Annotated in this window: 26 protein-coding genes; 13 read left to right on the forward strand and 13 right to left on the reverse strand. The window is 71.0% G+C overall.

Features of this window, described 5'->3' with window-relative positions; genetic code table 11:
* Nucleotides 1–53 precede the first annotated feature (53 nt).
* Nucleotides 54–806 (reverse strand): SDR family oxidoreductase, encoded by a 753-nt coding sequence (locus ACGF5T_RS03185; protein ID WP_366766125.1) that lies wholly within the window; start codon nt 804–806, stop codon nt 54–56.
* Nucleotides 807–903: 97 nt separating this feature from the next.
* Here ACGF5T_RS03185 and ACGF5T_RS03190 point away from each other — a divergent pair, with 97 nt between their 5' ends.
* Entirely contained in the window at nt 904–1548 is a 645-nt protein-coding gene (locus tag ACGF5T_RS03190; protein WP_356604453.1) for a TetR/AcrR family transcriptional regulator, read from the forward strand.
* Between the two features lie 418 nt (nt 1549–1966).
* Nucleotides 1967–3442: a PAS domain-containing sensor histidine kinase gene (locus ACGF5T_RS03195; RefSeq protein ID WP_356604455.1), complete on the forward strand. Its 1476-nt coding sequence runs from the start codon at nt 1967–1969 to the stop codon at nt 3440–3442.
* A gap of 202 nt (nt 3443–3644) precedes the next feature.
* Here ACGF5T_RS03195 and ACGF5T_RS03200 read toward each other — a convergent pair whose 3' ends face one another.
* Both ACGF5T_RS03200 and ACGF5T_RS03205 read right to left on the reverse strand, forming a co-directional pair.
* Nucleotides 3645–3902 (reverse strand): WhiB family transcriptional regulator, encoded by a 258-nt coding sequence (locus tag ACGF5T_RS03200; RefSeq protein ID WP_003973730.1) that lies wholly within the window; start codon nt 3900–3902, stop codon nt 3645–3647.
* A 319-nt stretch (nt 3903–4221) separates the two neighbouring features.
* A complete protein-coding gene (locus ACGF5T_RS03205; RefSeq protein ID WP_356604457.1) occupies nt 4222–5190 on the reverse strand; it encodes a diacylglycerol kinase family protein in 969 nt (322 codons plus the stop codon).
* A 139-nt stretch (nt 5191–5329) separates the two neighbouring features.
* Here ACGF5T_RS03205 and ACGF5T_RS03210 point away from each other — a divergent pair, with 139 nt between their 5' ends.
* Nucleotides 5330–5779 (forward strand): hypothetical protein, encoded by a 450-nt coding sequence (locus ACGF5T_RS03210; RefSeq protein WP_356604459.1) that lies wholly within the window; start codon nt 5330–5332, stop codon nt 5777–5779.
* A gap of 61 nt (nt 5780–5840) precedes the next feature.
* On the opposite strand, the gene ACGF5T_RS03215 is transcribed toward ACGF5T_RS03210, so the two are convergent.
* From ACGF5T_RS03215 to ACGF5T_RS03225, 3 genes are all read right to left on the reverse strand, one after another.
* Entirely contained in the window at nt 5841–6932 is a 1092-nt protein-coding gene (locus ACGF5T_RS03215) for an RNA polymerase sigma factor SigF (protein ID WP_392886689.1), read from the reverse strand.
* The gene (locus ACGF5T_RS03220; protein ID WP_351995178.1) at nt 6929–7342 is read right to left on the reverse strand and encodes an anti-sigma regulatory factor; all 414 of its coding nucleotides are present in this window, start codon (nt 7340–7342) and stop codon (nt 6929–6931) included. Before ACGF5T_RS03220 ends, ACGF5T_RS03215 begins: the two co-directional genes overlap by 4 nt.
* 249 nt (nt 7343–7591) lie before the next feature.
* Nucleotides 7592–7852, reverse strand: coding sequence for a UBP-type zinc finger domain-containing protein (locus ACGF5T_RS03225; protein ID WP_356604461.1), 261 nt, complete (start codon nt 7850–7852; stop codon nt 7592–7594).
* 61 nt (nt 7853–7913) lie between these two features.
* Between ACGF5T_RS03225 and ACGF5T_RS03230 the strand changes: the two genes are divergently transcribed.
* Nucleotides 7914–9506, forward strand: coding sequence for a Na+/H+ antiporter (locus ACGF5T_RS03230; RefSeq protein WP_366766126.1), 1593 nt, complete (start codon nt 7914–7916; stop codon nt 9504–9506).
* 80 nt (nt 9507–9586) lie between these two features.
* Here ACGF5T_RS03230 and ACGF5T_RS03235 read toward each other — a convergent pair whose 3' ends face one another.
* Nucleotides 9587–10495, reverse strand: a complete 909-nt coding sequence (locus ACGF5T_RS03235; protein ID WP_361017140.1) for a pyridoxal-phosphate dependent enzyme — start codon at nt 10493–10495, stop codon at nt 9587–9589.
* 37 nt (nt 10496–10532) lie between these two features.
* On the reverse strand, nt 10533–11111 hold the full coding sequence (locus ACGF5T_RS03240) for an N-acetylmuramoyl-L-alanine amidase (RefSeq protein WP_356604740.1): 579 nt from the start codon (nt 11109–11111) through the stop codon (nt 10533–10535).
* Between the two features lie 328 nt (nt 11112–11439).
* Between ACGF5T_RS03240 and ACGF5T_RS03245 the strand changes: the two genes are divergently transcribed.
* From ACGF5T_RS03245 to ACGF5T_RS03255, 3 genes are all read left to right on the forward strand, one after another.
* Complete coding sequence (locus ACGF5T_RS03245; RefSeq protein WP_366766127.1) at nt 11440–12846, forward strand: family 2B encapsulin nanocompartment shell protein; 1407 nt, start codon at nt 11440–11442, stop codon at nt 12844–12846.
* A gap of 87 nt (nt 12847–12933) precedes the next feature.
* Nucleotides 12934–14097, forward strand: coding sequence for a family 2 encapsulin nanocompartment cargo protein polyprenyl transferase (locus ACGF5T_RS03250; protein ID WP_366766128.1), 1164 nt, complete (start codon nt 12934–12936; stop codon nt 14095–14097).
* A 282-nt stretch (nt 14098–14379) separates the two neighbouring features.
* The gene (locus ACGF5T_RS03255) at nt 14380–14997 is read left to right on the forward strand and encodes a GNAT family N-acetyltransferase (protein WP_366766129.1); all 618 of its coding nucleotides are present in this window, start codon (nt 14380–14382) and stop codon (nt 14995–14997) included.
* Between the two features lie 505 nt (nt 14998–15502).
* Here ACGF5T_RS03255 and sodN read toward each other — a convergent pair.
* Nucleotides 15503–15898 carry a superoxide dismutase, Ni gene (gene sodN / locus ACGF5T_RS03260; protein ID WP_019326937.1) on the reverse strand — a complete coding sequence of 132 codons (396 nt, stop codon included), beginning with the start codon at nt 15896–15898 and terminating at the stop codon, nt 15503–15505.
* Nucleotides 15899–16043: 145 nt separating this feature from the next.
* Here sodN and sodX point away from each other — a divergent pair, with 145 nt between their 5' ends.
* The gene (sodX, locus tag ACGF5T_RS03265; RefSeq protein WP_356604472.1) at nt 16044–16478 is read left to right on the forward strand and encodes a nickel-type superoxide dismutase maturation protease; all 435 of its coding nucleotides are present in this window, start codon (nt 16044–16046) and stop codon (nt 16476–16478) included.
* Here the strand turns inward: sodX and ACGF5T_RS03270 are convergent.
* The gene (locus ACGF5T_RS03270) at nt 16382–17011 is read right to left on the reverse strand and encodes a CGNR zinc finger domain-containing protein (protein ID WP_356604474.1); all 630 of its coding nucleotides are present in this window, start codon (nt 17009–17011) and stop codon (nt 16382–16384) included. The two genes, sodX and ACGF5T_RS03270, sit on opposite strands and share 97 nt — an antisense overlap.
* Before the next feature lie 100 nt (nt 17012–17111).
* Between ACGF5T_RS03270 and ACGF5T_RS03275 the strand changes: the two genes are divergently transcribed.
* A complete protein-coding gene (locus tag ACGF5T_RS03275) occupies nt 17112–17891 on the forward strand; it encodes a methyltransferase (RefSeq protein WP_366766130.1) in 780 nt (259 codons plus the stop codon).
* Between the two features lie 70 nt (nt 17892–17961).
* On the opposite strand, the gene ACGF5T_RS03280 is transcribed toward ACGF5T_RS03275, so the two are convergent.
* Genes ACGF5T_RS03280 through ACGF5T_RS03290 form a run of 3 tightly spaced genes read right to left on the reverse strand, consistent with a single transcriptional unit; the run spans nt 17962 to nt 20660 of the window.
* Entirely contained in the window at nt 17962–18723 is a 762-nt protein-coding gene (locus ACGF5T_RS03280; RefSeq protein ID WP_356604478.1) for an amino acid ABC transporter ATP-binding protein, read from the reverse strand.
* Nucleotides 18720–19670: an amino acid ABC transporter permease gene (locus tag ACGF5T_RS03285; RefSeq protein WP_366766131.1), complete on the reverse strand. Its 951-nt coding sequence runs from the start codon at nt 19668–19670 to the stop codon at nt 18720–18722. Before ACGF5T_RS03285 ends, ACGF5T_RS03280 begins: the two co-directional genes overlap by 4 nt.
* Nucleotides 19671–19700: 30 nt before the next feature.
* A complete protein-coding gene (locus tag ACGF5T_RS03290) occupies nt 19701–20660 on the reverse strand; it encodes an ABC transporter substrate-binding protein (RefSeq protein WP_356604482.1) in 960 nt (319 codons plus the stop codon).
* A gap of 640 nt (nt 20661–21300) precedes the next feature.
* Here ACGF5T_RS03290 and ACGF5T_RS03295 point away from each other — a divergent pair.
* The 4 genes from ACGF5T_RS03295 (at nt 21301) to ACGF5T_RS03310 (ending at nt 24529) form a co-directional block, all read left to right on the forward strand.
* Complete coding sequence (locus ACGF5T_RS03295) at nt 21301–22527, forward strand: NADP-dependent malic enzyme (protein ID WP_361017130.1); 1227 nt, start codon at nt 21301–21303, stop codon at nt 22525–22527.
* A 139-nt stretch (nt 22528–22666) separates the two neighbouring features.
* On the forward strand, nt 22667–23632 hold the full coding sequence (locus ACGF5T_RS03300; RefSeq protein WP_356604486.1) for a zinc-binding dehydrogenase: 966 nt from the start codon (nt 22667–22669) through the stop codon (nt 23630–23632).
* Nucleotides 23633–23750: 118 nt separating this feature from the next.
* On the forward strand, nt 23751–23960 hold the full coding sequence (locus tag ACGF5T_RS03305) for a helix-turn-helix domain-containing protein (protein WP_356604488.1): 210 nt from the start codon (nt 23751–23753) through the stop codon (nt 23958–23960).
* On the forward strand, nt 23960–24529 hold the full coding sequence (locus tag ACGF5T_RS03310; protein WP_366766132.1) for a Clp protease N-terminal domain-containing protein: 570 nt from the start codon (nt 23960–23962) through the stop codon (nt 24527–24529). Before ACGF5T_RS03305 ends, ACGF5T_RS03310 begins: the two co-directional genes overlap by 1 nt.
* Nucleotides 24530–24545: the final 16 nt, after the last annotated feature.

Below are 24545 nucleotides of genomic sequence, written 5' to 3' on the forward strand. Positions count from 1 at the left end.
GAGCGGGACCCCGCGAGCGCGTCGAACGGCCGGTGAAACGGCGGCCCCGGACCTCACGTCAGCGAACCCCCCGTGGCGTCCACCCAGCTCCCCGTGACCCACCGTCCTTCATGCGAGGCGAGGAACGCCACCACGTCGGCCACCTCGGCCGGCGTGCCGACCCCGCCCAGCGCGGAGAGTGCCGCCGCCCGCTTCCAGCCGTCCGCGCTCCCGTGCAGCAGGTCGGCCGTGTTGTCGGTCTCGATGATGCCGGGCGCCACCGAGTTCACCGTGATGCCGCGGGCGCCCAGCACCTTGGAGAGGTCGCGCGAGAAGACGTCCAGCGCTCCCTTCGTCATCGCGTACGCCATGTTGTCCGGCATCACGGCGGTGCGGGCCAGCCCCGAGGAGATGTTGATGACCCGGCCGCCGTCGCGAATCCGCCCCATGCCGTGCTTGAGGAGGAAGAACGGCGCCCTCACGTTGACCGCGAAGACCGCGTCGTACTCCGCTTCCCCTATCTCCCCTATGGGGCGCGTGTTGCCGATGCCGGCGTTGTTCACCAGGACGTCCAGCCCGTCGGCGTGCCGGTCGAACTCCTCCCACAGGGCCTCGGCCGCCCCGGGGGCGCTCAAGTCGGCCCGGATCGCGAACGCCGAGCCGCCCGCCGCCTCGATCTCCGCGACCGTCCCCTTCGCCGCAGTCTCGTCCCTCCCGTAGTGCACCGCGACCCGGGCGCCGTCCCGCCCCAGCCGCTCGGCGATGCCGCGCCCGATGCCCCTGCTCGCCCCCGTGACAAGTGCCGTCCTGCCGGTAAGCACGCCCATGACGACGCCCCCTTCGCATTTCCCTAGCGGTCGCTACAGAAAAGACCGTACAACACCGCGGCGACAATTTTCTAGTGCTCGCTATAAAATGAACTCCATGGTGAGCGACGAGAAGAGCGGACAAGCGGGGGCGTCGGCCGGGAGGGGCGGGGCCAGGACCCGGGGCCGACCCCGTTCCTTCGACCGGGCGACGGCTCTGGAGAAGGCGCTGATGGCCTTCTGGGAACACGGTTACGAGGCCACGTCCGTCTCCGACCTCACCCGGGTCATGGACATCGGCGCCCCGAGCCTCTACGCCGCCTTCGGCGACAAGCGCTCGCTCTTCGAGGAGGTCGTCCAGGAGTACGGCGTGCGCTACGGCTCCTTCGGCGCCCGCGCCCTCGACGAGGAGCCGACCGCGCGGGCGGGGACGGAGCGGATGCTGCGCGAGGCCGCCGTCGAGTACACGGCGCCGGGCCGGCCGCACGGCTGCCTCGTCATCCACGCGGCCGCCAACTGCTCGACGCCCGAGGTCGAGGAGTCCCTCCGGCAGCGGCGCAACGCCAACATCGCCGCCATCGAGAGCCGGATAGCCGCCGACGTGGACGCGGGTGTGCTCCCATCGACCACCGACGCCGCGACCCTGGCCCGCTATACCGGCGCGATGATCCAGGGCATGTCCCAGCAGGCGCGCGACGGCGCGAGCCGGGCGGAACTGGAGGCACTCGTGGAAATTGCCCTGGCCGCCTGGCCCCGCGTGTGAGCCAACAGGGTTAGGCTTCTGCCGGGCACTCGGGTGACCGCGCGCCCGGCGGAGCACGACAACGACAAACGACGTTCATCGCATGGACACGGTGAGTGGTCTAGTCCACAATGGCCACAGGTGGCACTTGCCGTGACGCTCACGCAAGGTGATCGCCAGACTTCCGCCTTCCCCGCACAGGAGGGCGGACCGAGGAACCGGAGCTCTCTGCCCTGACTGCCCCGGCTCCTCATCCTTCGGCCGACCGGGACCGCACACCCCGCGGCCGATGTTGCTCCGGGCTGCGGTGCCGGGAGGGTTGAGGGTCCCTCCCAGGCGCCGCGGCCCGCGGGTGTCTCCGGGGTCCGATCCCGCCCCTCCGCCGGTGCGAACCGTCTGGTTTCGGGCGCTGTCCGTACCGCCAGGTACGCTCAGCCACGTGCCCTCCATGAACGAACTCGTACGCCAGCACACCGCGCTCGACGACTCCGACCTCGAGTGGCTCCACCTGCTGGTCTCGGAGTGGCAGCTCCTCTCCGACCTCTCCTTCGCCGACCTCGTCCTGTGGGTGCCCACCCGCGACGGCACGCGCTACGTCTCGGTCGCCCAGATGCGTCCGAACACCGGCCCGACCTCCTACCAGGACGACATGGTCGGCCACCTCGTCCCGCGCGGCCGGCGCCCCATGCTGGACGCCGCCCTGGACGAGGGCCGGATCGTGCGCGAGGGCGACCCGGAGTGGCGCGAGGAGGTCCCGGTCCGCGTCGAGTCCATCCCCGTGCGGCGCCAGGGGCGCGTCCTGGGCGTCATCGCCCGCAACACCAACCTGCTCACCGTGCGCACGCCGAGCCGTCTGGAGCTCACCTACCTCCAGAGCGCCTCCGACCTCGCCCAGATGATCGCGGCCGGTGCCTTCCCGTTCGAGAACCAGCAGGTCGACATGGACGCCTCACCTCGCGTGGGCGACGGTCTGATCAGGGTCGACGGGGACGGCATCGTCCAGTACGCCTCGCCGAACGCGCTGTCGGCGTACCACCGCATGGGCCTCGCCGCCGACATGGTCGGCCATCACCTCGGCCGCACCACCGCCGAACTGGCCCCCTCCCGCGGCCCCGTGGACGAGGCACTCGCCAAGGTGGCCAGCGGCTGGGCGCCCCGCGAGTTCGAGATCGAGGCCCATGACGGGGTGATCCAGTTCCGTGCCATCCCCCTCAAGCCCAAGGGCACGCGCATCGGTTCGCTGGTGCTCCTCCGCGACGTCACGGAACTGCGCCGTCGCGAGCGCGAGTTGATCACCAAGGACGCCACCATCCGGGAGATCCACCACCGGGTGAAGAACAACCTCCAGACGGTGGCGGCCCTGCTGCGCCTCCAGGCCCGGCGTATCGAGTCCGACCGGGGACGCGAGGCACTCGAAGAGGCCGTACGCCGCGTCGGATCGATCGCGATCGTGCATGAGACGCTCTCCCAGAACCTGGACGAGCGCGTGGAGTTCGACGAGATCGCCGACCGTGTGCTGGCGATGGTGGCGGAGATCTCGCCGGGCAAGGTCACCGGCCGGCGCACCGGACGCTTCGGCATCCTGGACGCCGAGGTGGCGACCCCGCTGTCGATGGTCCTCACCGAGGTGCTGCAGAACGCCCTGGAGCACGGCTTCCGCGAGGGCGACACCGGCACGGTCGAGGTCTCCGCGGTCCGTGGCGGTACGACGAAGGAGGCCCGGCTGCTGGTCACCGTCCAGGACGACGGGGTCGGCCTGCCCGAGCACTTCGACCCGCACCGCTCCGGCAACCTCGGCCTGCAGATCGTCCGCACCCTGGTGGAGGGTGAGCTGGGCGGCTCCTTCGACATGGTCCCGGCCCCGAACCGCGGCACCCGGGTGATCCTCGACATCCCGGTGCCCGCAGCGAAGTAGCGGCGCCGCGCCCGGTGGACCGGGCCCCTGACGGCACAGCCCGGACAGCAAAAAGCCCCGGACCGGTGAAGGTCCGAGGCCAGTGCTCGTGCGTTGCATCGTCCGATGCGCATCGGGGGTACTGCGCGCTGCGGCTCGGGAGCGGGGGTTGCGTACTCGCTGTACGCGCCGCCAAGCTCAGGCTGTCAGCAGGGGTGGATGGTCAGGCGGAGGCCTGACGAGCCCGGTTGCGGGCGGCACGGCGCTTCATTGCGCGGCGCTCGTCCTCGCTGAGACCACCCCAGACGCCGGAGTCCTGACCGGACTCGAGCGCCCACTGCAGGCACTGCTCCATGACAGGGCAGCGACGGCAGACGGCCTTGGCTTCCTCGATCTGCAGCAGCGCGGGACCGGTGTTGCCGATGGGGAAGAAGAGCTCGGGGTCTTCCTCGCGGCAAACGGCGCGGTGACGCCAGTCCATGGCTGCTACCTCTCCTTGGTATTACATGCAGGTTGCTTGTGAATGTGAACGCTTTCACGAATCCCTCAACAAGGGAAGGGCCTACCGTCAGGTTGCCCTGCGTGGTCCTGTGATCTGAAGAGGGGTTCTGGTGATCTGTGGAGGCTGGTGTTGCGGGCCGTCCCGATCGCCAAGAAGAGACTCGCAAACCTCAGCGGCGGATACAACCCCTTCCGGAAAGTTTTTTTTGATTCTTCGGTGTCGACTAGGTCACAGCCGTACTTCCATGGGGTGGACCCTGGTCTAAACGTTCGAGTGAAAGGACTTTCGCCCCTTCTGCTCACACAATCACACGCAGTGCACGGCGTACGCCTGTGAACGTCACGCTGGTCCGCAGTCCCAGGTGGTCACCGTCCATCTGGAGGGGGAGCGGGACCTTCGAATGCAAGGTGAACCCGGTCAGATCGTGCAGGGAGACGGCGTGCCGGCCCTGGGGTCCCCGCTCGGGGGACGAAGTGAGCAACTGGGTCCCATACCGGGCAACCGCGCCCGTGGACAGGCGGCTGAGTCCGAAGACGTCGAGCGCGGTATCGAACGAGGCCTTAGGTGACGCGTAGATCGGGCGATTGCCGAGAAACGTCCAGGGGCACGTGTTCGAGACTATGGAGACCACGAGATCGTTGATCGGCTCCTCGCCCGCCCGCTCCAGGGTGATCGTCCCGCTGCGGCGGTGCGGTTCCCCCATGAGCGCGCGCATCACCTGGCGGAGATAGAGGGCGTGGGTCGATCTCCTGCCGCGCTCACGCTGCTGCTCCACCCGGCCGACCACGCCGGCGTCGAAGCCCAGCCCGGCGTTGAAGGTGAACCAGCGGGCCGGTACCGACTCGTCCTCCGAGCCCGGGGTGCCCGAGGCGAGCCCCAGCCCGACGGTCCGTTCGCTGCCCTCGCGCAGGGCGTCCAGCAGGGCGCCGGTGGCCTCCACGGCGTGGTTGGGCAGGCCGAGGGCGCGGGCGAAGACGTTGGTGGAGCCGCCGGGGACCACCGCGAGACGGGGCAGGTCCTGAGGGGCGGGGCCGGCGTGCAGCAGGCCGTTGACGACCTCGTTCACCGTGCCGTCGCCGCCGAGGGCGACCACCAGCTCGATGTCGTCGCTCTGTGCCGCCTGCCGGCCGAGGTCGCGCGCATGACCGCGGTACTCGGTGGTGACCGCCTCCAGCTTCATCTCGCTCGCGAGCGCGTGGATGAGCACGTCGCGCGTGCGCGCACTCGTGGTGGTTGCCGCCGGATTGACCACGAGAAGTGCACGCATGGTTTGCAGGGTACCTACTGGGTGGTACCCGGCCCAGACCGAGGTGGAGAACCGAGGTGGGGATCGGGGGGCGCACGGGCGTGGGCGGCGCACCGGACGCGCCCGCGGGTTCGTGCGCGCCGGGGGCTACCCTGCAAGGGTGAGCAGTGAGCAGAACCCCACCGTCCCTCAAGCCGCCGAAGAGCCCGGTCCCCGACCCGGTCGGCTGACCGCCGCGGCGGCGCTCGCCGCACTCGAGGGTCTGGCACTCGTCGTCGGTGGTGCCTGGATGCTGGTGGGCGGTCTCACGGGCCACCCCGACGACCGGACGTCGGCCCTCACCGGCGGCGTCACCCTGATCGTCCTCGCCCTGCTGCCGCTGCTCGCCGCCCGCGGGCTGATCGCCCGGCGGGGCTGGAGCCGGGGGCCCGCCGTCATCACGCAGATCATGGCGCTGCCCGTGGCCTACAACCTGCTGCAGGCCGACAGCGTGGCCATCCCGGCGGGCATCGTGCTCGGTGTCGTCGCCGTCACGGCGCTGGTGCTGCTCGTGAACCCCACGACCACCCAGGCCCTCGGGATCCGGGGGCCCGGCGGCGCGGAGAAGTAGGCCGTCCCGCCCGGCGGTGTCCGGGCGCGTCCGGCGCCCGGTGGTCCGTCCTCGCGGCCGGCTACTCCTCGACCAGCAGCTTCTCCCGCAGCTGCGCCAGCGTGCGGGCCAGCAGCCGCGAGACGTGCATCTGCGAGATGCCGACCTCCTGCGCGATCTGCGACTGGGTCATGTTGCCGAAGAAGCGCAGCAGCAGGATGCGTTTCTCCCGCGGCGGCAGGTCCTCCAGCAGCGGTTTGAGCGACTCCCGGTACTCGACGCCCTCCAGGGCCTCGTCCTCCGCGCCCAGGGTGTCCGCGACCGCCGGGGACTCGTCGTCGGTGTCCGGGACGTCCAGGGACAGCGTGGAGTACGCGTTGGCCGACTCCAGGCCTTCCAGGACCTCCTCCTCCGAGATCGACAGCTTCTCGGCGAGTTCGTGGACCGTGGGGGAGCGTCCGTGCAGTTGCGAGAGCTCCGCCGTGGCCGTGGTCAGGGCCAGCCGCAGCTCCTGGAGCCGGCGCGGGACCCGCACCGCCCAGCCCTTGTCCCGGAAGTGCCGCTTGATCTCGCCGACGACCGTCGGGGTCGCGTACGTGGAGAACTCCACACCGCGGTCCGGGTCGAAGCGGTCGACCGACTTGATCAGTCCGATGGTCGCGACCTGGGTGAGGTCGTCCAGCGGCTCGCCGCGGTTGCGGAAGCGGCGCGCGAGGTGCTCCACGAGCGGCAGGTGCATGCGGACCAGCCGGTTGCGCAGCTCCGCGTAGGCGGGGCTGTCCTTCTCCAGGGTGCGCAGCTCGGCGAACAGGAGGCGCGCCCCGCTGCGGTCCTGCGGGTCGTGCCGCGTGCCCTGCGTGCCCCGTGCACCGGGCGCGTCGTCCTCGGTGTGTCGCTCGTGCTCGCTCATCGTCCCGCCCGTTGCCCTTTCCCGAGCCCTCGCCTCCGCTCGGACGGGCCGGACGGGGGTCTCCCCGGTCCGCGGCCCGTCGCCCGGGACGACGACCCCCGGGGAGGCCTCGTCCTCCGGATGCGGCCGGGCCTGCTCGGGGATGCCGTCGATGCCGTCGATGCCGTCCGCCATGCGTCGGTTCTCGTTCTCAGAACGAGCGCCCTCGGCCGGCAGCTCCCGTGTGCCGTTCTCGTCCCGCACCGGCCCGTCCCCGTCCCTCACGTCGGCCCGGGTCCCGCGCCGCGCTGTTTGTAGAGGCTGATCGAAACGGTTCTGTCCTCGTCCACGGCGGAGGAGACCTTGCCCGCCAGGGCGGACAGCACGGTCCACGCGAAGGTGTCCCGCGAGGGTGCGTGGCCGTCCGTGGTCGGTGCCGAGACGGTGACCTCGAGCGAGTCGTCGACCAGGCGGAAGACACAGCTGAGCACCGAGCCGGGCACGGCCTGCTGAAGCAGGATCGCGCAGGCCTCGTCGACTGCGATGCGCAGGTCCTCGATCTCGTCGAGGGTGAAGTCCAAACGGGCTGCGAGGCCGGCCGTCGCCGTACGCAGCACCGACAGGTAGGCACCCGCGGCCGGCAGCCGGACTTCGACGAAGTCCTGGGTCGCGGGCTCGCCTGCGATCTGGGACACCCTCACCTCCAAGGTGGTACAAGCGTTACAGGGCCGAGGATCGACCCCGGGGCAACGCGATGCGTGGTTCAGCGGTGACGTTATCGCGCTCCGAACTTTCCTGTCCCCGAGACCCCAACCCCGCACTGTCACTCATAGTAAACACATGAACACGCACAGTGGCTAGAGGTTCGGGGGGCTCAAATCGGAAGAGCGCGCGCCGGGTTGACGTACCCAGGCCTCAGACGGTCGAACCGTCCCCGGCCGAGGTCACACGAGGACGTGATCTACGAAGCACCAACGCCAGTTCTCGCCCGGTTCGAAGGTGCGCATGACCGGGTGACCGGTCTCGCGGTGATGCGCCGTGGCGTGCTGCCTCGGCGAGGAGTCGCAGCAGCCGACGTGCCCGCAGTCGAGGCACAGGCGGAGCTGCACCGGGTCCGTGCCCTCCGCCAGGCACTCCGGACAGGTCTGGCTGCGCGGCTCCGGTTCCGGGTGCGGCAGCGCGTCGGCGTGCGTGCACTGTTTCATGATTGCCAGGTTACGACGGGTGTGCGGATGACCGCGCGGAAGAAGAGGGCGGGCGAGGACGATGGACGTGATGCCGCTGCTGTTGCTGGTCGCGGGCAGTGCCGCGATCGCGGCGGCGGGGCGACGGGTGCCGGTGCCCGCGCCCCTGCTGCTGGTCGCGGCGGGCCTGGCGGTGAGCTACGTCCCCGGGGTGCCCGACTACACCCTCGACCCGCACATCGTCCTGCCCCTGCTGCTGCCGCCGCTGCTCCACACGGCGGCCACCGACAGCTCCTATCTGGACCTGCGGGCCCAGGTGCGGCCCGTGGCGCTGCTCTCCGTCGGCTACGTGCTCTTCGCGACCTTCGTCGTCGGCTGCGCCGCGTACCTGATCGTGCCGGGCCTGCCGCTGACCGCAGCCCTGGTCCTCGGCGCGGTGGTGGCGCCGCCGGACGCCGTCGCCGCCACGGCGGTCGCCCGCCGGGTGGGTCTGCCGTCCCGGATCACGACGATCCTCCAGGGCGAGTCCCTGGTGAACGACGCCACCGCGATCACCGCCTTCAAGGTGGCGCTCGCGGCGGCCGTGGGCGAGGGGGCGACCTGGGCCGGCGGGATCGGGGAGTTCCTGATCGCGGCGGTGGGCGGTGTGGGCGTGGGCCTGGTGCTGATGGTGCCGATCCACTGGCTGCGCACGCATCTGAAGGAGGCGCTCCTGCAGAACACGCTCTCCCTGCTCGTCCCGTTCTTCGCCTACGCGGTGGCGGAGCAGGTGCACGCGTCCGGGGTGCTCGCGGTGGTGGTCGTCGCGCTCTTCCTCGGGCACCGCGCGTGGGAGGTCGATTTCGCCACCCGTCTCCAGGAGGAGGCGGTGTGGAAGATGGTGGCCTTCGTCCTGGAGTCGGCCGTGTTCGCCCTGATCGGGCTCCAGCTCCCCGTAGTGCTCAAGGGACTCGGGGAGTACGAGGGTGTCGACGCCGCCTGGTACGCGGTCGCCGTCTTCCTGGTGGTCGCCGCCGCCCGCTTCGTCTGGGTCTACCCCGCGACCTTCCTGCCGAGGCTGTCGGCACGCGTCCGCGCGCGCGAGGGGGACCTGTCGTGGAAGGGCCCGTTCGTGATCAGCTGGGCGGGGATGCGCGGGGTCGTCTCCCTGGCGATCGCCTTCTCCATCCCGCTCACCGTGCACGGCGGCGAGCCGTTCCCCGAGCGCAACCTGATCCTGTTCCTCACCTTCACCACGGTCATCGGCACCCTGGTCGTCCAGGGCGTCAGCCTGCCGCCGCTGATCCGCCTGCTGAAATTCCCCGCGCAGGACGTACAGGCCGAGACGCTGGCCGAGGCGAACGCCCAGGCCCAGGCCTCCCGTGCCGCCCAGCAGCGCCTGGAGGAACTGCTCGCGGACGAGCGCAACGCCCTGCCGGCCCCCCTCGCGGACCGTCTGCGCACGGTCCTGGAGCGCCGCCGCAACGCCGTCTGGGAGCGGCTCGGGCAGGCCAACCCGGTCACCGGGGAGAGCGTGGACGACACCTACCGGCGCCTGTCCCGGGAGATGATCGGCGCCGAACGCGAGGTGTTCGTCCGGCTGCGCGACGGCCGCTACATCGACGACGAGATGCTCCGGACCCTGCTGCGTCGACTGGACCTGGAGGAGGCGGCGGCGTACCGGGAGGCGACGTAGCACGGACCGGCACGGCGCGGGCCGTTCGGCCGGGACGGTCCGCGGGCGGTGGGCGCCGCCGGTGCCTCACGCCGGCCGGCTCAGGGGAAGGGGCGGCCGGTGACGACCGCCGCCAGGGTGGTCCCGCGGGCGAAGGCCCCCTCCTCGGTGAGGGCGAGCAGGGCATGCAGCATCTTGGCCACGTAGACGCGCTCCACGGGGAGGCCGTGACGGTGCTCGAAGTCCTCGGCGAAGGAGTCGAGCCCGGGGGTGGTGCGGGCGTAGCCGCCGCAGTGGAAGCGGTCGTCGACGCTCCATGCGCCCCGGACCCCGCCGAAGGCGCGCGTCTGGAGGCGCCTTACGTCGTCGGTGAGGAAGCCGCCCTTCAGGACGGATATCCCGAGCGCCCGTCTCCCCGGGGGCAGGCCGGCCGCCAGCCCGGCGAGCGTGCCGCCGGTGCCGCAGGCGAGGGCGGCCACGTCGGCGTGCTCGCCCAGTTCCTCGCCGAGGGCCCGGCAGCCGCGGACCGCCTCCGCGTTGCTGCCGCCCTCGGGCACGACGACCGCGTCCTCGGCGCCCACCGCGCGCAGCAGGGCGTCCAGGGTCTCCGGCTCCGATGCGCGGCGGTAGGTCGTACGGTCGACGAAGTGCAGCCGCATGCCGTCGGCCGCGCACCGGGCCAGCGAGGGGTTGAGCGGCCGGTCGGCCAGTTCCTGGCCGCGTACCACGCCCACCGTGGACAGCCCGAGCAGCCGGCCGGCGGCGGCCGTCGCCCGCAGGTGGTTCGAGTAGGCGCCGCCGAACGTGACGACCGTGCGATCCGCCGCCATGGCGAGATTCGGTGCCAGTTTGCGCCATTTGTTGCCAACCAGCTCGGGGTGGATCAGGTCGTCCCGCTTGAGGAGCAGCCGGACACCGAGCCGCTCGAACCGCCCGTCGACGACCTCCTGGAGAGGGGAGGGCAGACGGGGCCGCAGGGCGGCGAGGTCGCTGGTGTCGGTGCCGGTCACCCCGTCATTGTCGCGCCGCCGCGCGACGGCGGGCACGTCACCTCAGCCGGTCGCCGATCCGGTTGCGCATCGACGCCATGGTGAAGCCCCTCGGGTCCACCTTGCCCGGCTGCCATTCGAGGTGGCCGATGACGGATCGCTCGTTCCACCCGTGGTGGCGGCAGACCGCGGCGGCGGCCCGCTCGATCGCCTCCAGCTGCGCCGCGGGCCAGGGGTCCTCGCCGTCGCCCATGTTCTCGCACTCGAACCCGTAGAAGTGCCGGTTGCCGTCGGTGTTCGCCTCGTTGTCGCCCGGCAGTCCCCGCTCCGCGATCACCGCGCGCAGGACGTCGTCGTCGCCGAGCCCCGCGTGGTTGGCCCTGCCGTACCCGACCAGGTGGACCCTGCCGTCCTTGGTGATCACCCCGTGGCACAGCGGCCCCGGCAGGCCCGCGTAGCCCTTGCGGCAGATGTCCACCGTCCGCGCGCTGCCCCTGGTGACCGTGTGGTGGATCATCACGCCGTGCACGGGCCCCCAGGGCCCCTTGTGGTTGCGGTTGTGGTCCCGCCAGTCGCCGACCTCGACGACGGTGAGTCCCTCCGCCTTGAGCGCCTTGACGAAACTGCTCGCGGACATGGGTGAGGCCACGCTCGGCTCCTTCACTCTGCGCGACGACCGCCCGGCGCGCTCGCCTCCTACGGTGCTTGTACCGAAACGGAGCGCTCCCTAGTACTTGTTCGGTCCACGAGCGGCGAGATTCGGACAATCTCGTTCCGGTGAACGGCCTTGGGCAGGGCCGGACAAGAGACCGAGAGGCCGAACAAGCGCCCCTATCTGCCCTGGTCTCCGGTGATCCATTCCCGCTCTTTCGGGTAATAGCATCAGCACGCTCCGTGAGCAAGGCTGGTACCCGCACATCGATGCCGGGCGCAGCCGTCCGGCATGACCGGGAGGGCAATTCCTTATGTCGGTAGGCGAAGAGGTCCGCACCGAGCAGACCAGGCCGCAGCAGAGCCTCGGCACGGCGGCCGCGCGGAACCTGGCCACCACGACCAAGTCCGTTCCTCAGATGCAGGAGATCAGCTCGCGCTGGCTGCTGCGGACCCTCCCCTGGGTGGACATCCAGGGCGGTACGTACCGGGTGAACCGGCGTATGACCTTCGCCGTCGGCGACGGCAGGGTGACGTTCGTGAAGACCGGCGACCGCGTCGAGGTCATCCCGGCGGAGCTGGGCGAGTTGCCGGCCCTGCGCTCGTACGAGGACGAGGAGGTCCTCTCGGAGCTGGCGCAGCGCTGTGAGCAGAGGGAGTTCGGCCCCGGTGAGGTGATCGCCTCCTTCGGCGGCCGGGCCGACGAGGTCTACCTGCTGGCGCACGGCAAGGTGGAGAAGCTCGGCAGCGGCCCCTACGGCGACGACGCGGTGCTCGGCGTCCTCGCCGACGGCGCCTACTTCGGCGACGAGGCACTGCTCGACGCGGACGCCATCTGGGAGTACACCGCCCGGACGGTCACCGCCTGCACGGTGCTCGTGCTGCCCCGTCAGGAGGTGGACCAGGTATCGGAGCGTTCCGACTCCCTGCGGACGCACCTGGAGGAGCGGCGGTCGATCCCCGACCAGCCCACCAACCGGCACGGCGAGAAGGCGATCGACCTCTCCGCCGGCCACAGCGGCGAGCCCGACATCCCGCACACCTTCGTCGACTACGAGGCCCGTCCCCGTGAGTACGAACTGAGTGTCGCCCAGACCGTGCTGCGCATCCACTCGCGCGTCGCCGACCTCTACAACCAGCCGATGAACCAGACGGAACAGCAGATCCGCCTGACCGTCGAGGCGCTGAAGGAGCGTCAGGAGCACGAGCTGGTCAACAACCGCGAGTTCGGACTGCTGCACAACTGCGAGTACGACCAGCGGATCCAGCCGCACGACGGGGTGCCCGGCCCGGACGACCTGGACGAGCTGCTGAGCCGCCGGCGCGGTACGAAGCTGCTCCTCGCCCACCCGCGCGCCATCGCCGCGATCGGCCGTGAGCTCAACAGGCGCGGACTCGTCCCCGAGACGATCGACATCGCGGGCAACCGCATCCCGACCTGGCGCGGGGTGCCGATCTACCCGTGCAACAAGATCCCGGTCACCGAGGCCCGTACGACGTCGATCATCGCGATGCGTACCGGGGAGCAGGACCAGGGCGTCATCGGTCTGCGGGCCACCGGGATCCCGGACGAGATCGAGCCGAGTCTGTCGGTGCGTTTCATGGGCATCAACGAACAGGCCATCATCAAGTACCTGGTCACGGCCTACTACTCGGCCGCGGTCCTCGTCCCGGACGCGCTCGGAGTCCTGGAGAACGTCGAGATCGGCCGCTGGCAGTGACGCCAGTCTCCCGAACGCTGTGTCCCCGCCCTCCCGGGCGGGTACACCCCGGGGGTACGCAGGTGGACGGATGGGGGAGGTGAGTCCATGACGGAGGCTCCGCTCGGCGTCACCGACCCGCTTCGGCCCACCGGCACGCTGGAAAGGCACGGGGTCATCGGCGCACAACGGGAGAAGGCACCGGAGACGCCCTCCGACGGGCGGGGGGAGGAGGCGTCGCACGAGGGGCACGAGGCGGCGGCGCTCCTGCGGGATTCGCGGGCGTCGGTCGACCCCGAACTGCGGTCCGCCCTCGCGTCCTTGCCCGCCGCGATGCGCCGCACCGCGCTCTACCACTTCGGATGGCAGCACGCGGACGGCAGCCCCGCGGCCGGTAACGCGGGCAAGGCGATCCGGCCCGCGCTCGTCCTCACCTCGGCCGCCGCCCTCGGCGGACCCGAGGCCCGGGCGGCGGCGGTGCGGGCCGCGGCCGCGGTCGAACTGGCCCACAACTTCACCCTGCTCCACGACGACGTGATGGACCGGGACGTCACCCGGCGCCACCGGCCGACCGCGTGGACCGTGTACGGCGACGCCGACGCGATCCTCGCGGGGGACGCCCTGCACGCACTGGCCCTGCGGATGCTCGCGGCGGATCCGCACCCGGCCTCCGCCGCGGCGGCCGCCCGGCTCGGCGACTGCGTCATGGAGTTGTGCGAGGGCCAGCACACGGACACGGCCATGGAACGGCGCGCGCCGGGCGAGGTCTCCCTGGAGGAGACGCTCGCCATGGCCGAGGCCAAGACGGGCGCCCTGCTGGGCTGTGCCTGCGCCCTCGGCGCGCTGTACGCCGGCGCCGCGGACGAGGACGTCGAGGCTTTGGACCGCTTCGGCCGGGAGGCCGGGCTGGCCTTCCAGCTCATCGACGACGTCATCGGCATATGGGGCGACCCGCAGCACACCGGCAAGCCGGCCGGGGCGGACCTCGCCTCCCGCAAGAAGTCGTTGCCCGTCGTCGCCGCCCTCACCTCGGGCACCCCGGCGGCCGCCGCACTCGCCGAGCTCTACGCGAAGCCGTACGAGGAGGACAAGGAGGATCTGGAGCGCACCGCACTGGCCGTGGAGCGGGCGGGCGGCCGGGACTGGGCGCAGGCCCAGGCGGCCGACCACATGGCGAGGGCGATGCAGGAACTGGCCCGCGCCGTGCCCGACCCGCAGGCGGCGGGCGGACTGCTCGCGCTGGCCGAGTTCGTGACCCGGCGCAGCACCTGACCGTCGCCGCGCCACCTCGGTCGGCCCGGGCGGGCCGTCGAGCAGCCCGGTGACCACGCAAGACCCCGGAGCCCGTCCAGGGCCGTACGGCACCTGACCGACGTACGGCCGCACCGCCGAGGGCTCCGGTCCGGCGGGTCCCGCACTTCCCCACGGTGTGCGGGGCCCGCCACCTTCGTCGAGCGGCCGGCCCGCTCCAGGCCGACGGTCCGCCGCCGGCCCCGCCCGATAGGCTCAACCGCCGTACACACGAGCGAGGTTGGGACGAGAGGGCGGCGGGACATGGGCGTGGCGATCCGGACGGCGGGGAAGGGCGACCGGGAGCGGATCGTCCGGCTGCTGGACGAGGCATTCCAGGACGATCCCGTGAGCAGCTGGGTCTTTCCCGACGCGGCACATCGTCGCCGGACCCACCACCGGCTCATGGCCGCCTTCACCGATGCCGTGCTCGCCGAGGGGCGTATCGACCTCACCGATGACGGTGCGGCCTGCGCCCTGTGGCTGCCGGTGCCCGCGAGCGAGCACTCCGGTGGCGCAGCCGGTGACGGTGACGGCCCCGCCCAGGTACGCGAGGCCGTCGACCCGGGGAACGAACGCGTCGAACTGATAGCCCGGCTGACCGAGGGCATCCATCCGTCGGACCGGGCCCACGAGTACCTGTGGATGATCGGTGTGGTCCCGCACCGGCAGGGCGAGGGCCTGGGCACCGCGCTCATCGAGTCGGTCCTGGACCGCTGCGACCGTGAAGGGCTGCCCGCCTACCTGGAGGCGAGCAGCGCCCGGGGCAGGGGCCTGTACGAACGTCTCGGCTTCGAGTTCACCGGACGCGCGCTGGAGCTGCCGGACGGTCCCCGGATGTGGCCGATGTGGCGGGAGCCGAGGACGCCTGCGGAGACCTGACCGCCGGGCGGATCGTGGTCGCGGCCCGGTGGTTGCTGCCGCCCGGCCGGGGCCCGGCGGACACCCTCCTGCTCATCGCGGTGGTGACCGGCGTCGCCGCGACGAACGCCGTGCCGTCCGTGCCCGGTGCGGCGGCGCCGGCGGTCGGCATGGCCGCGTGCTGCGTCTGGGCGTGCCCATCCCGTGCGGCCACGCAACGCCCCCGGGGCCGTATCGCGCCCCCGCGGCCACCCCGCGCCCAGGCGACCCCGGCGCACGAGCGGCCAAGACCGCACCCGCCGTCGAGGCGGCACCCGGCGCGCGGTCGGCCGGGCGGACCGCACCGCACCGCACCCGCCGTCCAGGCGGCCCCCGGCTTACGGGCGGCCTCCGGCTTACGGGCGGCCGGGCAGACGAAACCGCACCCGGTCCACCGTGGCCGCCGTGCTCGGCGGTCTGCGGACCGGGTGCGGAAAGGCAGACGCCACGACCGAAACGATCGCGGGTCGAAGGGCTTGATCCGGGATCAGGCCTTCTTGGTCTCCCAGAAGATCTTGTCGATCTGGGCGATGTAGTCCAGGGCCTTCTGCCCGGTCGCCGGGTCCTTCGAAGCCTTGGCGGCCGACAGGGCCTTCAGGGTGTCGTTGACCAGCTGGTGCAGCTCCGGGTACTTCTCGAAGTGCGGGGGCTTGAAGTAGTCGCTCCACAGCACGGAGACGTGGTGCTTCGCCAGCTCGGCGCGCTGCTCCTTGATGACCGTGGCACGCGTCTGGAAGTGCGGGTCGTCGTTACCGGCCATCTTCTCCTGCACGGCCTTCACCGACTCCGCCTCGATGCGGGCCTGGGCAGGGTCGTACACGCCGCAGGGCAGGTCGCAGTGGGCGCTGACCGTGACCTTGGGGGCAAACAGGCGGGAAAGCATGAAGCGTTCCTTCCTCGTGATCGTCTTCTCAGGGGGGACATTACTCCCTGCGAGACCCGTTTTCGCGGGTGCCCCCGTGGGCTTAGGACAAAAGTCCGGGGTGAGACGGAGACTGGTGGAGGAAAGACCGGGGAGGTGCCGGGTGATGCCGGAGTCGTCGCAGGAGCACGAGCGTCCGAGAGGGACGTTGCCGTTCGGCCCGGCCGAGGTGACCGGGCCGTCGATGGTGCCCACGCTGCACCACGGGGACGTGCTGCTCGTGCACTGGGGGGCGCGCGTCCGGCCGGGTGACGTGATCGTGCTGCGTCACCCCTTCCAGCAGGACCTGCTCGTGGTCAAGCGGGCCGTCGAGCGGCGCGGGGCCGGCTGGTGGGTGCTCGGGGACAACGCCTTCGCGGGCGGGGACAGCACCGACTACGGGGTGGTCCCCGGGGAACTCGTGCTCGGCAGGGTGCGGTGGCGCTACCGGCGGCTCAAGGCCGGTCAGCGTTCGCCCTTCGCCGTGGCCCGCTGGGCGCTGACCGCGCTCAGGCCGGTGCTCGGCGACCGGTCCGCCTCCAGGCGTTTGCGAGCCCGGTAGGCCGCGACGTTGGCGCGGGTGGCGCAGCGGTCGGAGCAGTACCGCCGGGAGCGGTTGGTGGAGGTGTCCAGGTAGGCGTTGCGGCAGGGGGCCGCCTCGCACAGGCCCAGGCGGTCCACGCCGTACTCGGTGAGGTGGAAGGCGAGGCCCATCGCCGCGATGGCGGCGAAACCGGCGGTCGCGTTGGAGGGGTGGTCCGCCAGGTGCATGTGCCACAGCGGGCTGCCGTCGTCGTCGCGGTGGTCGTGGCCGGAGATCTGCGGGCTCACCGGGAACTCCAGGAGCAGCGAGTTCAGGAGGTCCACGGCGAGGGTCTCGTCGCCGCCGTCGGCCGCCTCGAAGACCGCGCGCAGCCGCCCCCGCACCGAGCGGAACCGGGTCACGTCGCTGTCCGTGGCACGCCGGGCCGCCGACTGGTTGGTGCCGAAGAGCTCCCGGACGGCCTCGACCGAGGTGAGGGAGTCCTGTCCCCGGGCCGGCTCCTCGGTGTTGACGAGACGGACGGCGTAGTCCGAGTAATAGGCCAGTTCCACTTGTAGTCCTTACGGAGGGGCTCTAGGGTCGTGCCTGCGGTCAGGTAAGAGCTGATCGTGCATCCAGGGTATTACGTGACACACGCGAGGGAGGGGCTCGATGACGGACGCGGACATCGCCACCACGATCACGCCCGCAGCCGACTGGCAGGCCTGGCAGCAGAGCTGGGACCGGCAGCAGGAGTGGTACATGCCCGACCGGGAGGACCGCTTCCGGGTCATGCTGGACATGGTCGAGGCCCTGGTCGGCCCCGCGCCGCGCGTCCTCGACCTCGCCTGCGGCACCGGGACCATCACGGCCCGGCTGCTCGCCCGCTTCCCGGAGGCCACCAGCACCGGCGTGGACCTCGACCCGGCCCTCCTCGCCATCGCCGAGGGCACCTTCGCGGGCGACGACCGGGTCTCCCTCGTCACCGCCGACCTCAAGGACCCCGACTGGACGGCGAAGCTGCCGTACGACTCCTACGACGCCGTACTGACCGCCACGGCCCTGCACTGGCTGCACGCCGAACCCCTCGCGGCCCTCTACGGCCGGATCGCGGAGCTGGTCCGCGACGGTGGTGTCTTCATGAACGCGGACCACATGATCGACGACACGACGCCCCGGATCAACGCGGCCGAGCGCGCCCACCGGCACGCGCAGATGGACGCCGCCAAGGCCAGGGGCGCGCTCGACTGGGCCGAGTGGTGGCAGCTCGCCGCCGACGACCCGGTCCTCGCCGGACCCACCGCCCGCCGTTTCGAGATCTACGGCGAGCACGCCGACGGCGACATGCCCTCGGCGGCATGGCACGCGCGCGTACTGCGCGAGAAGGGCTTCGGCGAGGCGCGGCCGGTGTGGTGCTCGCCGTCGGACACGCTGCTGCTCGCGCTGAAGTGACCCGGTGACGTGACAGACGGAGGGGGCGGTACGGAGATCCGTACCGCCCCCTTCCGGTCGTCCGGTGCGCTCAGAGCACCTTGGACAGGAACGCCTTCGTCCGTTCGTGCTGCGGGTCCGTCAGGACGTCGCGCGGGTTGCCCGACTCGACCACCACGCCGTCGTCCATGAAGACCAGGCTGTCGCCGACCTCGCGGGCGAAGCCCATCTCGTGGGTGACGACGACCATCGTCATGCCGGACTCGGCGAGGTCGCGCATGACGTCGAGGACGTCACCGACCAGCTCCGGGTCGAGGGCCGAGGTGGGCTCGTCGAACAGCATCAGCTTCGGGTCCATCGCCAGGGCCCGCGCGATGGCCACGCGCTGCTGCTGGCCGCCGGAGAGCTGCGAGGGGTAGTTGCCGGCCTTGTCACCGAGGCCCACCCGCTCCAGGAGCTGGCGCGCGCGGTCCCGGGCCTGGGCCCGGCTGACGCCCTTGACCTGGACCGGTGCCTCCATGACGTTCTCGACGGCCGTCATGTGCGGGAACAGGTTGAAGCGCTGGAAGACCATGCCGATGTCCCGGCGCTTGACGGCGACCTCGCTGTCCTTCAGCTCGTAGAGCTTGTCGCCCTTCTGGCGGTAGCCGACCAGCTCGCCGTCGACGTACAGCCGCCCGGAGTTGATCTTCTCCAGGTGGTTGATGCAGCGCAGGAAGGTGGACTTGCCCGAGCCCGAGGGGCCGATGAGGCAGAACACCTCGCCCTGCTCCACCTCCAGGTCGATGCCCTTGAGGACCTCGACCGCGCCGAAGGACTTGTGGACGCCCTCGGCCTTCACCATGGCGGTCATGCCGCGCCTCCCGTCGTCTTGGAGCGGTTCGACAGGGACAGCAGGTTCGCCCTGATCTTCTGCATCGGGGTGGCCGGCAGGCTGCGGCTGGAACCGCGGGCGTAGTACCGCTCCAGGTAGTACTGGCCGACGCTGAAGACCGAGGTCAGCAGCAGGTACCAGGCCGCGGCCAGGAACAGCATCTCGGCCGGGGCGCCGGAGGTCTGGCCGATGTCCTGGGCGACCCGGAACAACTCGGCGTACTGGACGACCGACACCAGTGAGGTCGTCTTCAGCATGTTGATGACCTCGTTGCCGGTCGGCGGCACGATCACGCGCATCGCCTGCGGCACCACGATCCGGCGCAGCGTCTTGGTGTGGCTCATGCCGAGCGCGTGCGCCGCCTCGGTCTGGCCCTCGTCGACCGCGAGCAGACCCGCGCGGCAGATCTCCGCCATGTACGCGGCCTCGTTCAGACCGAGGCCGAGCAGCGCCGTCAGGAACGGCGTCATGAAGTCCGACCACTCGTCGCGGTAGAACGGGCCGAGGTTGATGTACTCGAAGACCAGGCCCAGGTTGAACCAGACGACCAGCTGCACCAGTACCGGCGTGCCGCGGAAGAACCAGATGTAGAACCACGCGATGGACGAGGTCACCGGGTTCTTCGACAGCCGCATCACGGCCAGCAGGATGCCGCCGACGACGCCGATCAGCATCGCCAGGACGGTGATCAGCAGCGTCTTGCCCATGCCGGTCAGGACGCGGTCGTCGAAGAAGTAGTCCGGGATCGCGCCCCAGTTGATCTTGCCCTGGGAGAACGCGTACACCACGGCGACCAGCAGCGCGATCGCCACGACCGCGGAGACGTACCGCCCGTAGTGCCGGACCGGGATGGCCTTGATGGCTTCCGGTCCGGCCGGCGGGGTGTCGGCCGGGCCGCCCGCCGTCTTGTCGATGTCAACAGTCACGGATGTTGCCTTTCAGTGCCCGCCGCGCGGTCACTTGCCGCCGTTGATGGTGGCTTCCGTGACGGCGCCTTCCGCCACGCCCCACTTGTCCATGATCTTCTTGTACTCGCCGTTGGCGATGACCGCGTCCAGCGCCGCCTTCAGGGCGTCCCGCAGCTGCGCGTTGTCCTTCGCGACCGCGATGCCGTACGGGGCCGCCTCGACCTGCTCGCCGACGAGCTGGAAGTCGTTGCCGCCACCGGAGGTCTTCACCGCGTACGCCGCGACCGGGAAGTCGGACGAGCCGGCGGCGGCGCCGCCCGCGCGCAGGCGGGTCTGGGCCTGCTGGTCGTTGTCGAAGGCCTCCATGGCGATCTTCTTGCCGGCCGGGCACTTCTCGTTCTCCGCCTTGGCGAGGTCCTCGGAGACCGTGCCGCGCTGGACCACGAGCTTCTTGCCGCACAGGTCGGACCAGGTCTTGATGCCCTGGTCGTCGCCCTTCTTGGTGTAGATCGAGACACCGGCGGTGAAGTAGTCCACGAAGTCGACGCCCTGGCCGACCTTCTTGCCGGTGTCGGAGTCGATGCCCTCCTGCCGGTCCTTGGTGTCGGTCATCGCGGACATGGCGATGTCGTAGCGCTTGGAGCGCAGACCGGTGATCAGGGTGTCGAAGGTGCCGTTCTCGAACTCGAACCTCACCCCGAGCTGCTTGCCCATCGCGTCCGCGAGATCGGGGTCGATGCCGACCGTCTTGCCGGAGTCGTCCTTGAACTCGACCGGGGCGTAGGCGATGTCGGAGCCGACCTTGACGACGCCCTTGTCACGGATGGACTGGGGCAGCTTGTCCGCCAGCGGGGCGCCCGCGGCGGACTGGTTGTCGCTGCCGGAGTCGCTCTTCTCGGTCTGGTCGCCGCATCCGGTGAGGAGCAGGGCGCCTGCGACCGCGATCGCACCGACCGCTGCTAGCCGGGACTGCGCGGCGGTCGTACGACGGGTGGAGCGTGCGGTCATGGTGGTTCCTCCGGCGGATAAAAGGAGATGCCGATGGGGACGGTGGAGTTCCGGTGGGGCTGGGCGCCGCCCGGGGGCCGGCCGGCGCCGTGGGTCGACGAGTGAACGCGTCTTCGAGTGTCGCGACCCTGTGTGATTACGGCATCTTGCCATTCGGACTCGGCCATTCAGGGGGGACGGCATGTCAAAATCGGATAACGGGTCACCCCCCGAACCGCACCAGGTCGGTACATCCCGTCCGAACCTTTACGGGAATCGGGCCTTCCGGCCGGAAAATCTTCGGCATTCCACTGAATGCGGGCACGGTTCGGCAGTGTGCGCGGCTGTTGAAGGCCGGTTGTGCAGGCCTGTCAAGGGCTCGAGGGACATTGTCCTGATCCCCGGCTATGAGCCATGTCACCGGCATGCGGCGTTCGAGGTCCGACATGTGAGCTTGCCCTTATCGGACTCGTCGAGGGGGCCGTCCGTCGGGTAAGAAGGTTCTTTACACCCCTCATCAGGGGCTCAGGGCGCGTGTGCGGCGCGCCCGTCGCGCAGGGCCCATGTGGCGCGGACAGCCACCTTCCTGTGCGGTGCCCGCCCATTCCTCACCAGGAGTGGACAAACCCTCAAACCATGAACTCTTAAGGGGTAAGACAAAGTGGCAGCGGAGATCGTCAATCCTCGCAGCGACAGCGAAGCCGGTACGGAACAGGAGACGGGGGAGCCCCTCGACTCCTTCGACCCGGCGTTCGCTCTGCATCGCGGCGGCAAGATGGCCGTGCAGGCCACCGTGCCGATCCGTGACAAGGACGACCTGTCCCTGGCGTACACGCCCGGCGTCGCGAAAGTGTGCAGCGCGATCGCCGAGCAGCCCGACCTGGTGCACGACTACACCTGGAAGTCGTCGGTCGTGGCGGTCGTGACGGACGGTACGGCCGTCCTGGGACTCGGGGACATCGGACCCGAGGCCTCCCTTCCGGTGATGGAGGGGAAGGCGATCCTCTTCAAGCAGTTCGGCGGTGTGGACGCGGTCCCGATCGCGCTGGACTGCACGGACGCCGACGAGATCGTCGAGACGGTGGTGCGGCTCGCTCCCTCCTTCGGCGGGGTGAACCTGGAGGACATCTCGGCGCCGCGGTGCTTCGAGATCGAGCGCAAGCTCCAGGAGCGCCTCGACATCCCGATCTTCCACGACGACCAGCACGGCACGGCGGTCGTGACGCTGGCGGCGCTGCGCAACGCGGCGCGCCTGAGCGGGCGGACGCTGGGCGAGCTGCGGGCGGTGATCTCGGGCGCCGGCGCGGCCGGTGTCGCCATCGCCAAGATGCTGGTCGAGGCCGGTATCGGGGACGTCGCGGTCGCCGACCGCAAGGGCGTCGTCTCCGCCGACCGGGACGACCTCACCCCGGTCAAGCGGGAGCTGGCCTCCTTCACCAACAAGGCCGGGCTGTCCGGCACGCTGGACGCGGCCCTGTCGGGCGCCGACGTCTTCATCGGCGTCTCCGGCGGTACGGTGCCGGAGCCGGCGGTGGCCTCGATGGCGAAGGGCGCCTTCGTCTTCGCGATGGCCAACCCGAACCCCGAGGTGCACCCGGAGGTCGCCCACAAGTACGCGGCGGTCGTCGCGACGGGGCGCTCGGACTTCCCGAACCAGATCAACAACGTGCTGGCGTTCCCGGGCATCTTCGCGGGCGCGCTCCAGGTGCGGGCCTCGCGGATCACCGAGGGCATGAAGCTCGCGGCCGCCGAGGCGCTGGCCTCCGTGGTGGGCGACGACCTCGCCGCGGACTACGTCATCCCCTCCCCGTTCGACGAGCGGGTCGCCCCGGCCGTCACGGCGGCGGTGGCGGCGGCCGCCCGCGCGGAGGGTGTCGCGCGCCGGTGACGCCGTGACGCACCCCGGGCCGACGGCCCCGCCCCGACGGGCGGGGCCGTCGGCCGTTCTCCGTCACCTCTGACAAGAGGGCGTGTGTCACAGGGCGCCACGGTTCCGGATGGCCGGTGCGGAACCTATCGTCAAGGTCATGTTCGCTGTCTACGCCGCCCGAATCGACCGCGACCAGCCGCTGACCGGCCTGGAGTTGGGGGAGCGCCCGGCCCCCGAGGCCCGCCCCGGCTGGAGCGTCGTCGATGTCAGGGCCGCTTCCCTCAACCACCACGACCTGTGGTCCCTGCGCGGTGTCGGCCTCCCCGAGGACCGGCTGCCGATGATCCTCGGCTGCGACGCCGCCGGTGTCGACGAGGACGGCAACGAGGTCGTCCTGCACTCCGTGATCGGGCAGACCGGCCACGGCGTCGGCCCGCGGGAGCCCCGCTCGATCCTCACCGAGCGCTACCCGGGGACGTTCGCCGAGCGGGTCGCCGTGCCCACCTGGAACATCCTGCCCAAGCCGAAGGAGCTTTCCTTCGAGGAGGCGGCCTGTCTGCCGACCGCCTGGCTGACGGCGTACCGGATGCTGTTCACCAACGCCGGGGTGCGTCCCGGTGACTCCGTGCTGGTGCAGGGTGCCGGCGGCGGGGTCGCCACGGCCGCGATCGTGCTCGGCAAGGCGGCGGGGCTGCGGGTCTTCGCCACCAGCCGGGACGAGGCCAAGCGCAAGCGGGCCCTGGAGCTGGGCGCCGTGGAGGCCGTCGAGCCGGGCGCGCGGCTGCCGCAGCGGGTCGACGCCGTCATCGAGACGGTGGGCGCCGCCACCTGGTCCCACTCGGTCAAGTCGCTGCGGCCGGGCGGCACGCTGGTCATCTCCGGCGCGACCAGCGGCGACCGGCCCTCGCACGCCGAGCTGACCCGGGTCTTCTTCCTCGAGCTCAGGATCGTCGGCTCGACGATGGGCACCAAGGACGAGCTGGAGGATCTGCTCTCCTTCTGCGCGGCCACCGGTGTACGTCCCGTCATCGACGACGTGCTCCCGATGGACCGGGCCCGCGAGGGCTTCGAGCGGATGGCGTCCGGCGAGCTGTTCGGCAAGCTCGTGCTCCAGGCCTCCTGAGCCCGCGGCTCTTTCCTCCTGCCACCTCTGTGTCACGGCGGGTCCGGTTCTCCGGGCCCGCCGTTCCCCTTCGTCAATGTGGGTTGACAGTTCCCGGTTGTCAATCTACGTTGACAGCATGAGTGAAGCTACGGATCTCGCCGCACGTGCGGGTGATCGCGACCCCCGGGTCGGGCTGCGGGCCGTCGCGGCCCTGCGCAGGCTCCTGGAGCAACTGGAGGCGGTGCAGGTGCGCGCCGCTCGCCAGCAGGGCTGGTCGTGGCAGGAGATCGCCTCGGAACTCGGGGTCAGCAGGCAGGCCGTGCACAAGAAGTACGGGAGGCATTGATGTTCGAGCGGTTCACCAAGGACGCGCGGGCCGTGGTGCAGGGGGCGGCCGAGCATGCCGAGGAGACGCGGGCGCAGACCGTCGAGGCCGAGCACCTGCTGCTCGCCCTGCTGGATCGTGAGGGCAGCCGCGCCTCCTTCGCGCTGGCGGCCCTCGGCGCCGGTGAGCGCCGGGAGGCGGTACGGGAGGACCTGGCCGAGGCGCGGCGTCGTGCCGGGCTGACGCGGGCGGAGACCGAGGCGCTCGCCGGGCTGGGGATCGACGTCTCCGAGATCGTCGCCCGGGTCGAGGAGACCCACGGTGTCGGCGCGATGTCCGGCCACCGCAAGGGCAGGCGGTGGTGGTCCGGGCACCGCCCCTTCGGCAAGGGGGCCAAGGAGGTGCTGGAACAGTCCCTGCGCGTCGCCCTCGCCCGGCACGACCGGCACATCGGCGACGAGCACCTCCTCCTCGCCCTCACCGTCCGTCCCGGTGTGGCCGCCGAGGTGCTCGCCGACCACGGGGTGACCCACGAGTCGCTGAGCGCGGTGCTGGGATCGGGACCTGGCGCCGGGGAGGCGTGCGCCTGAAGGTACGGGTGTGCTG

This window comes from Streptomyces sp. NPDC047853, from assembly GCF_043204535.1.
GTDB lineage: Bacteria > Actinomycetota > Actinomycetes > Streptomycetales > Streptomycetaceae > Streptomyces.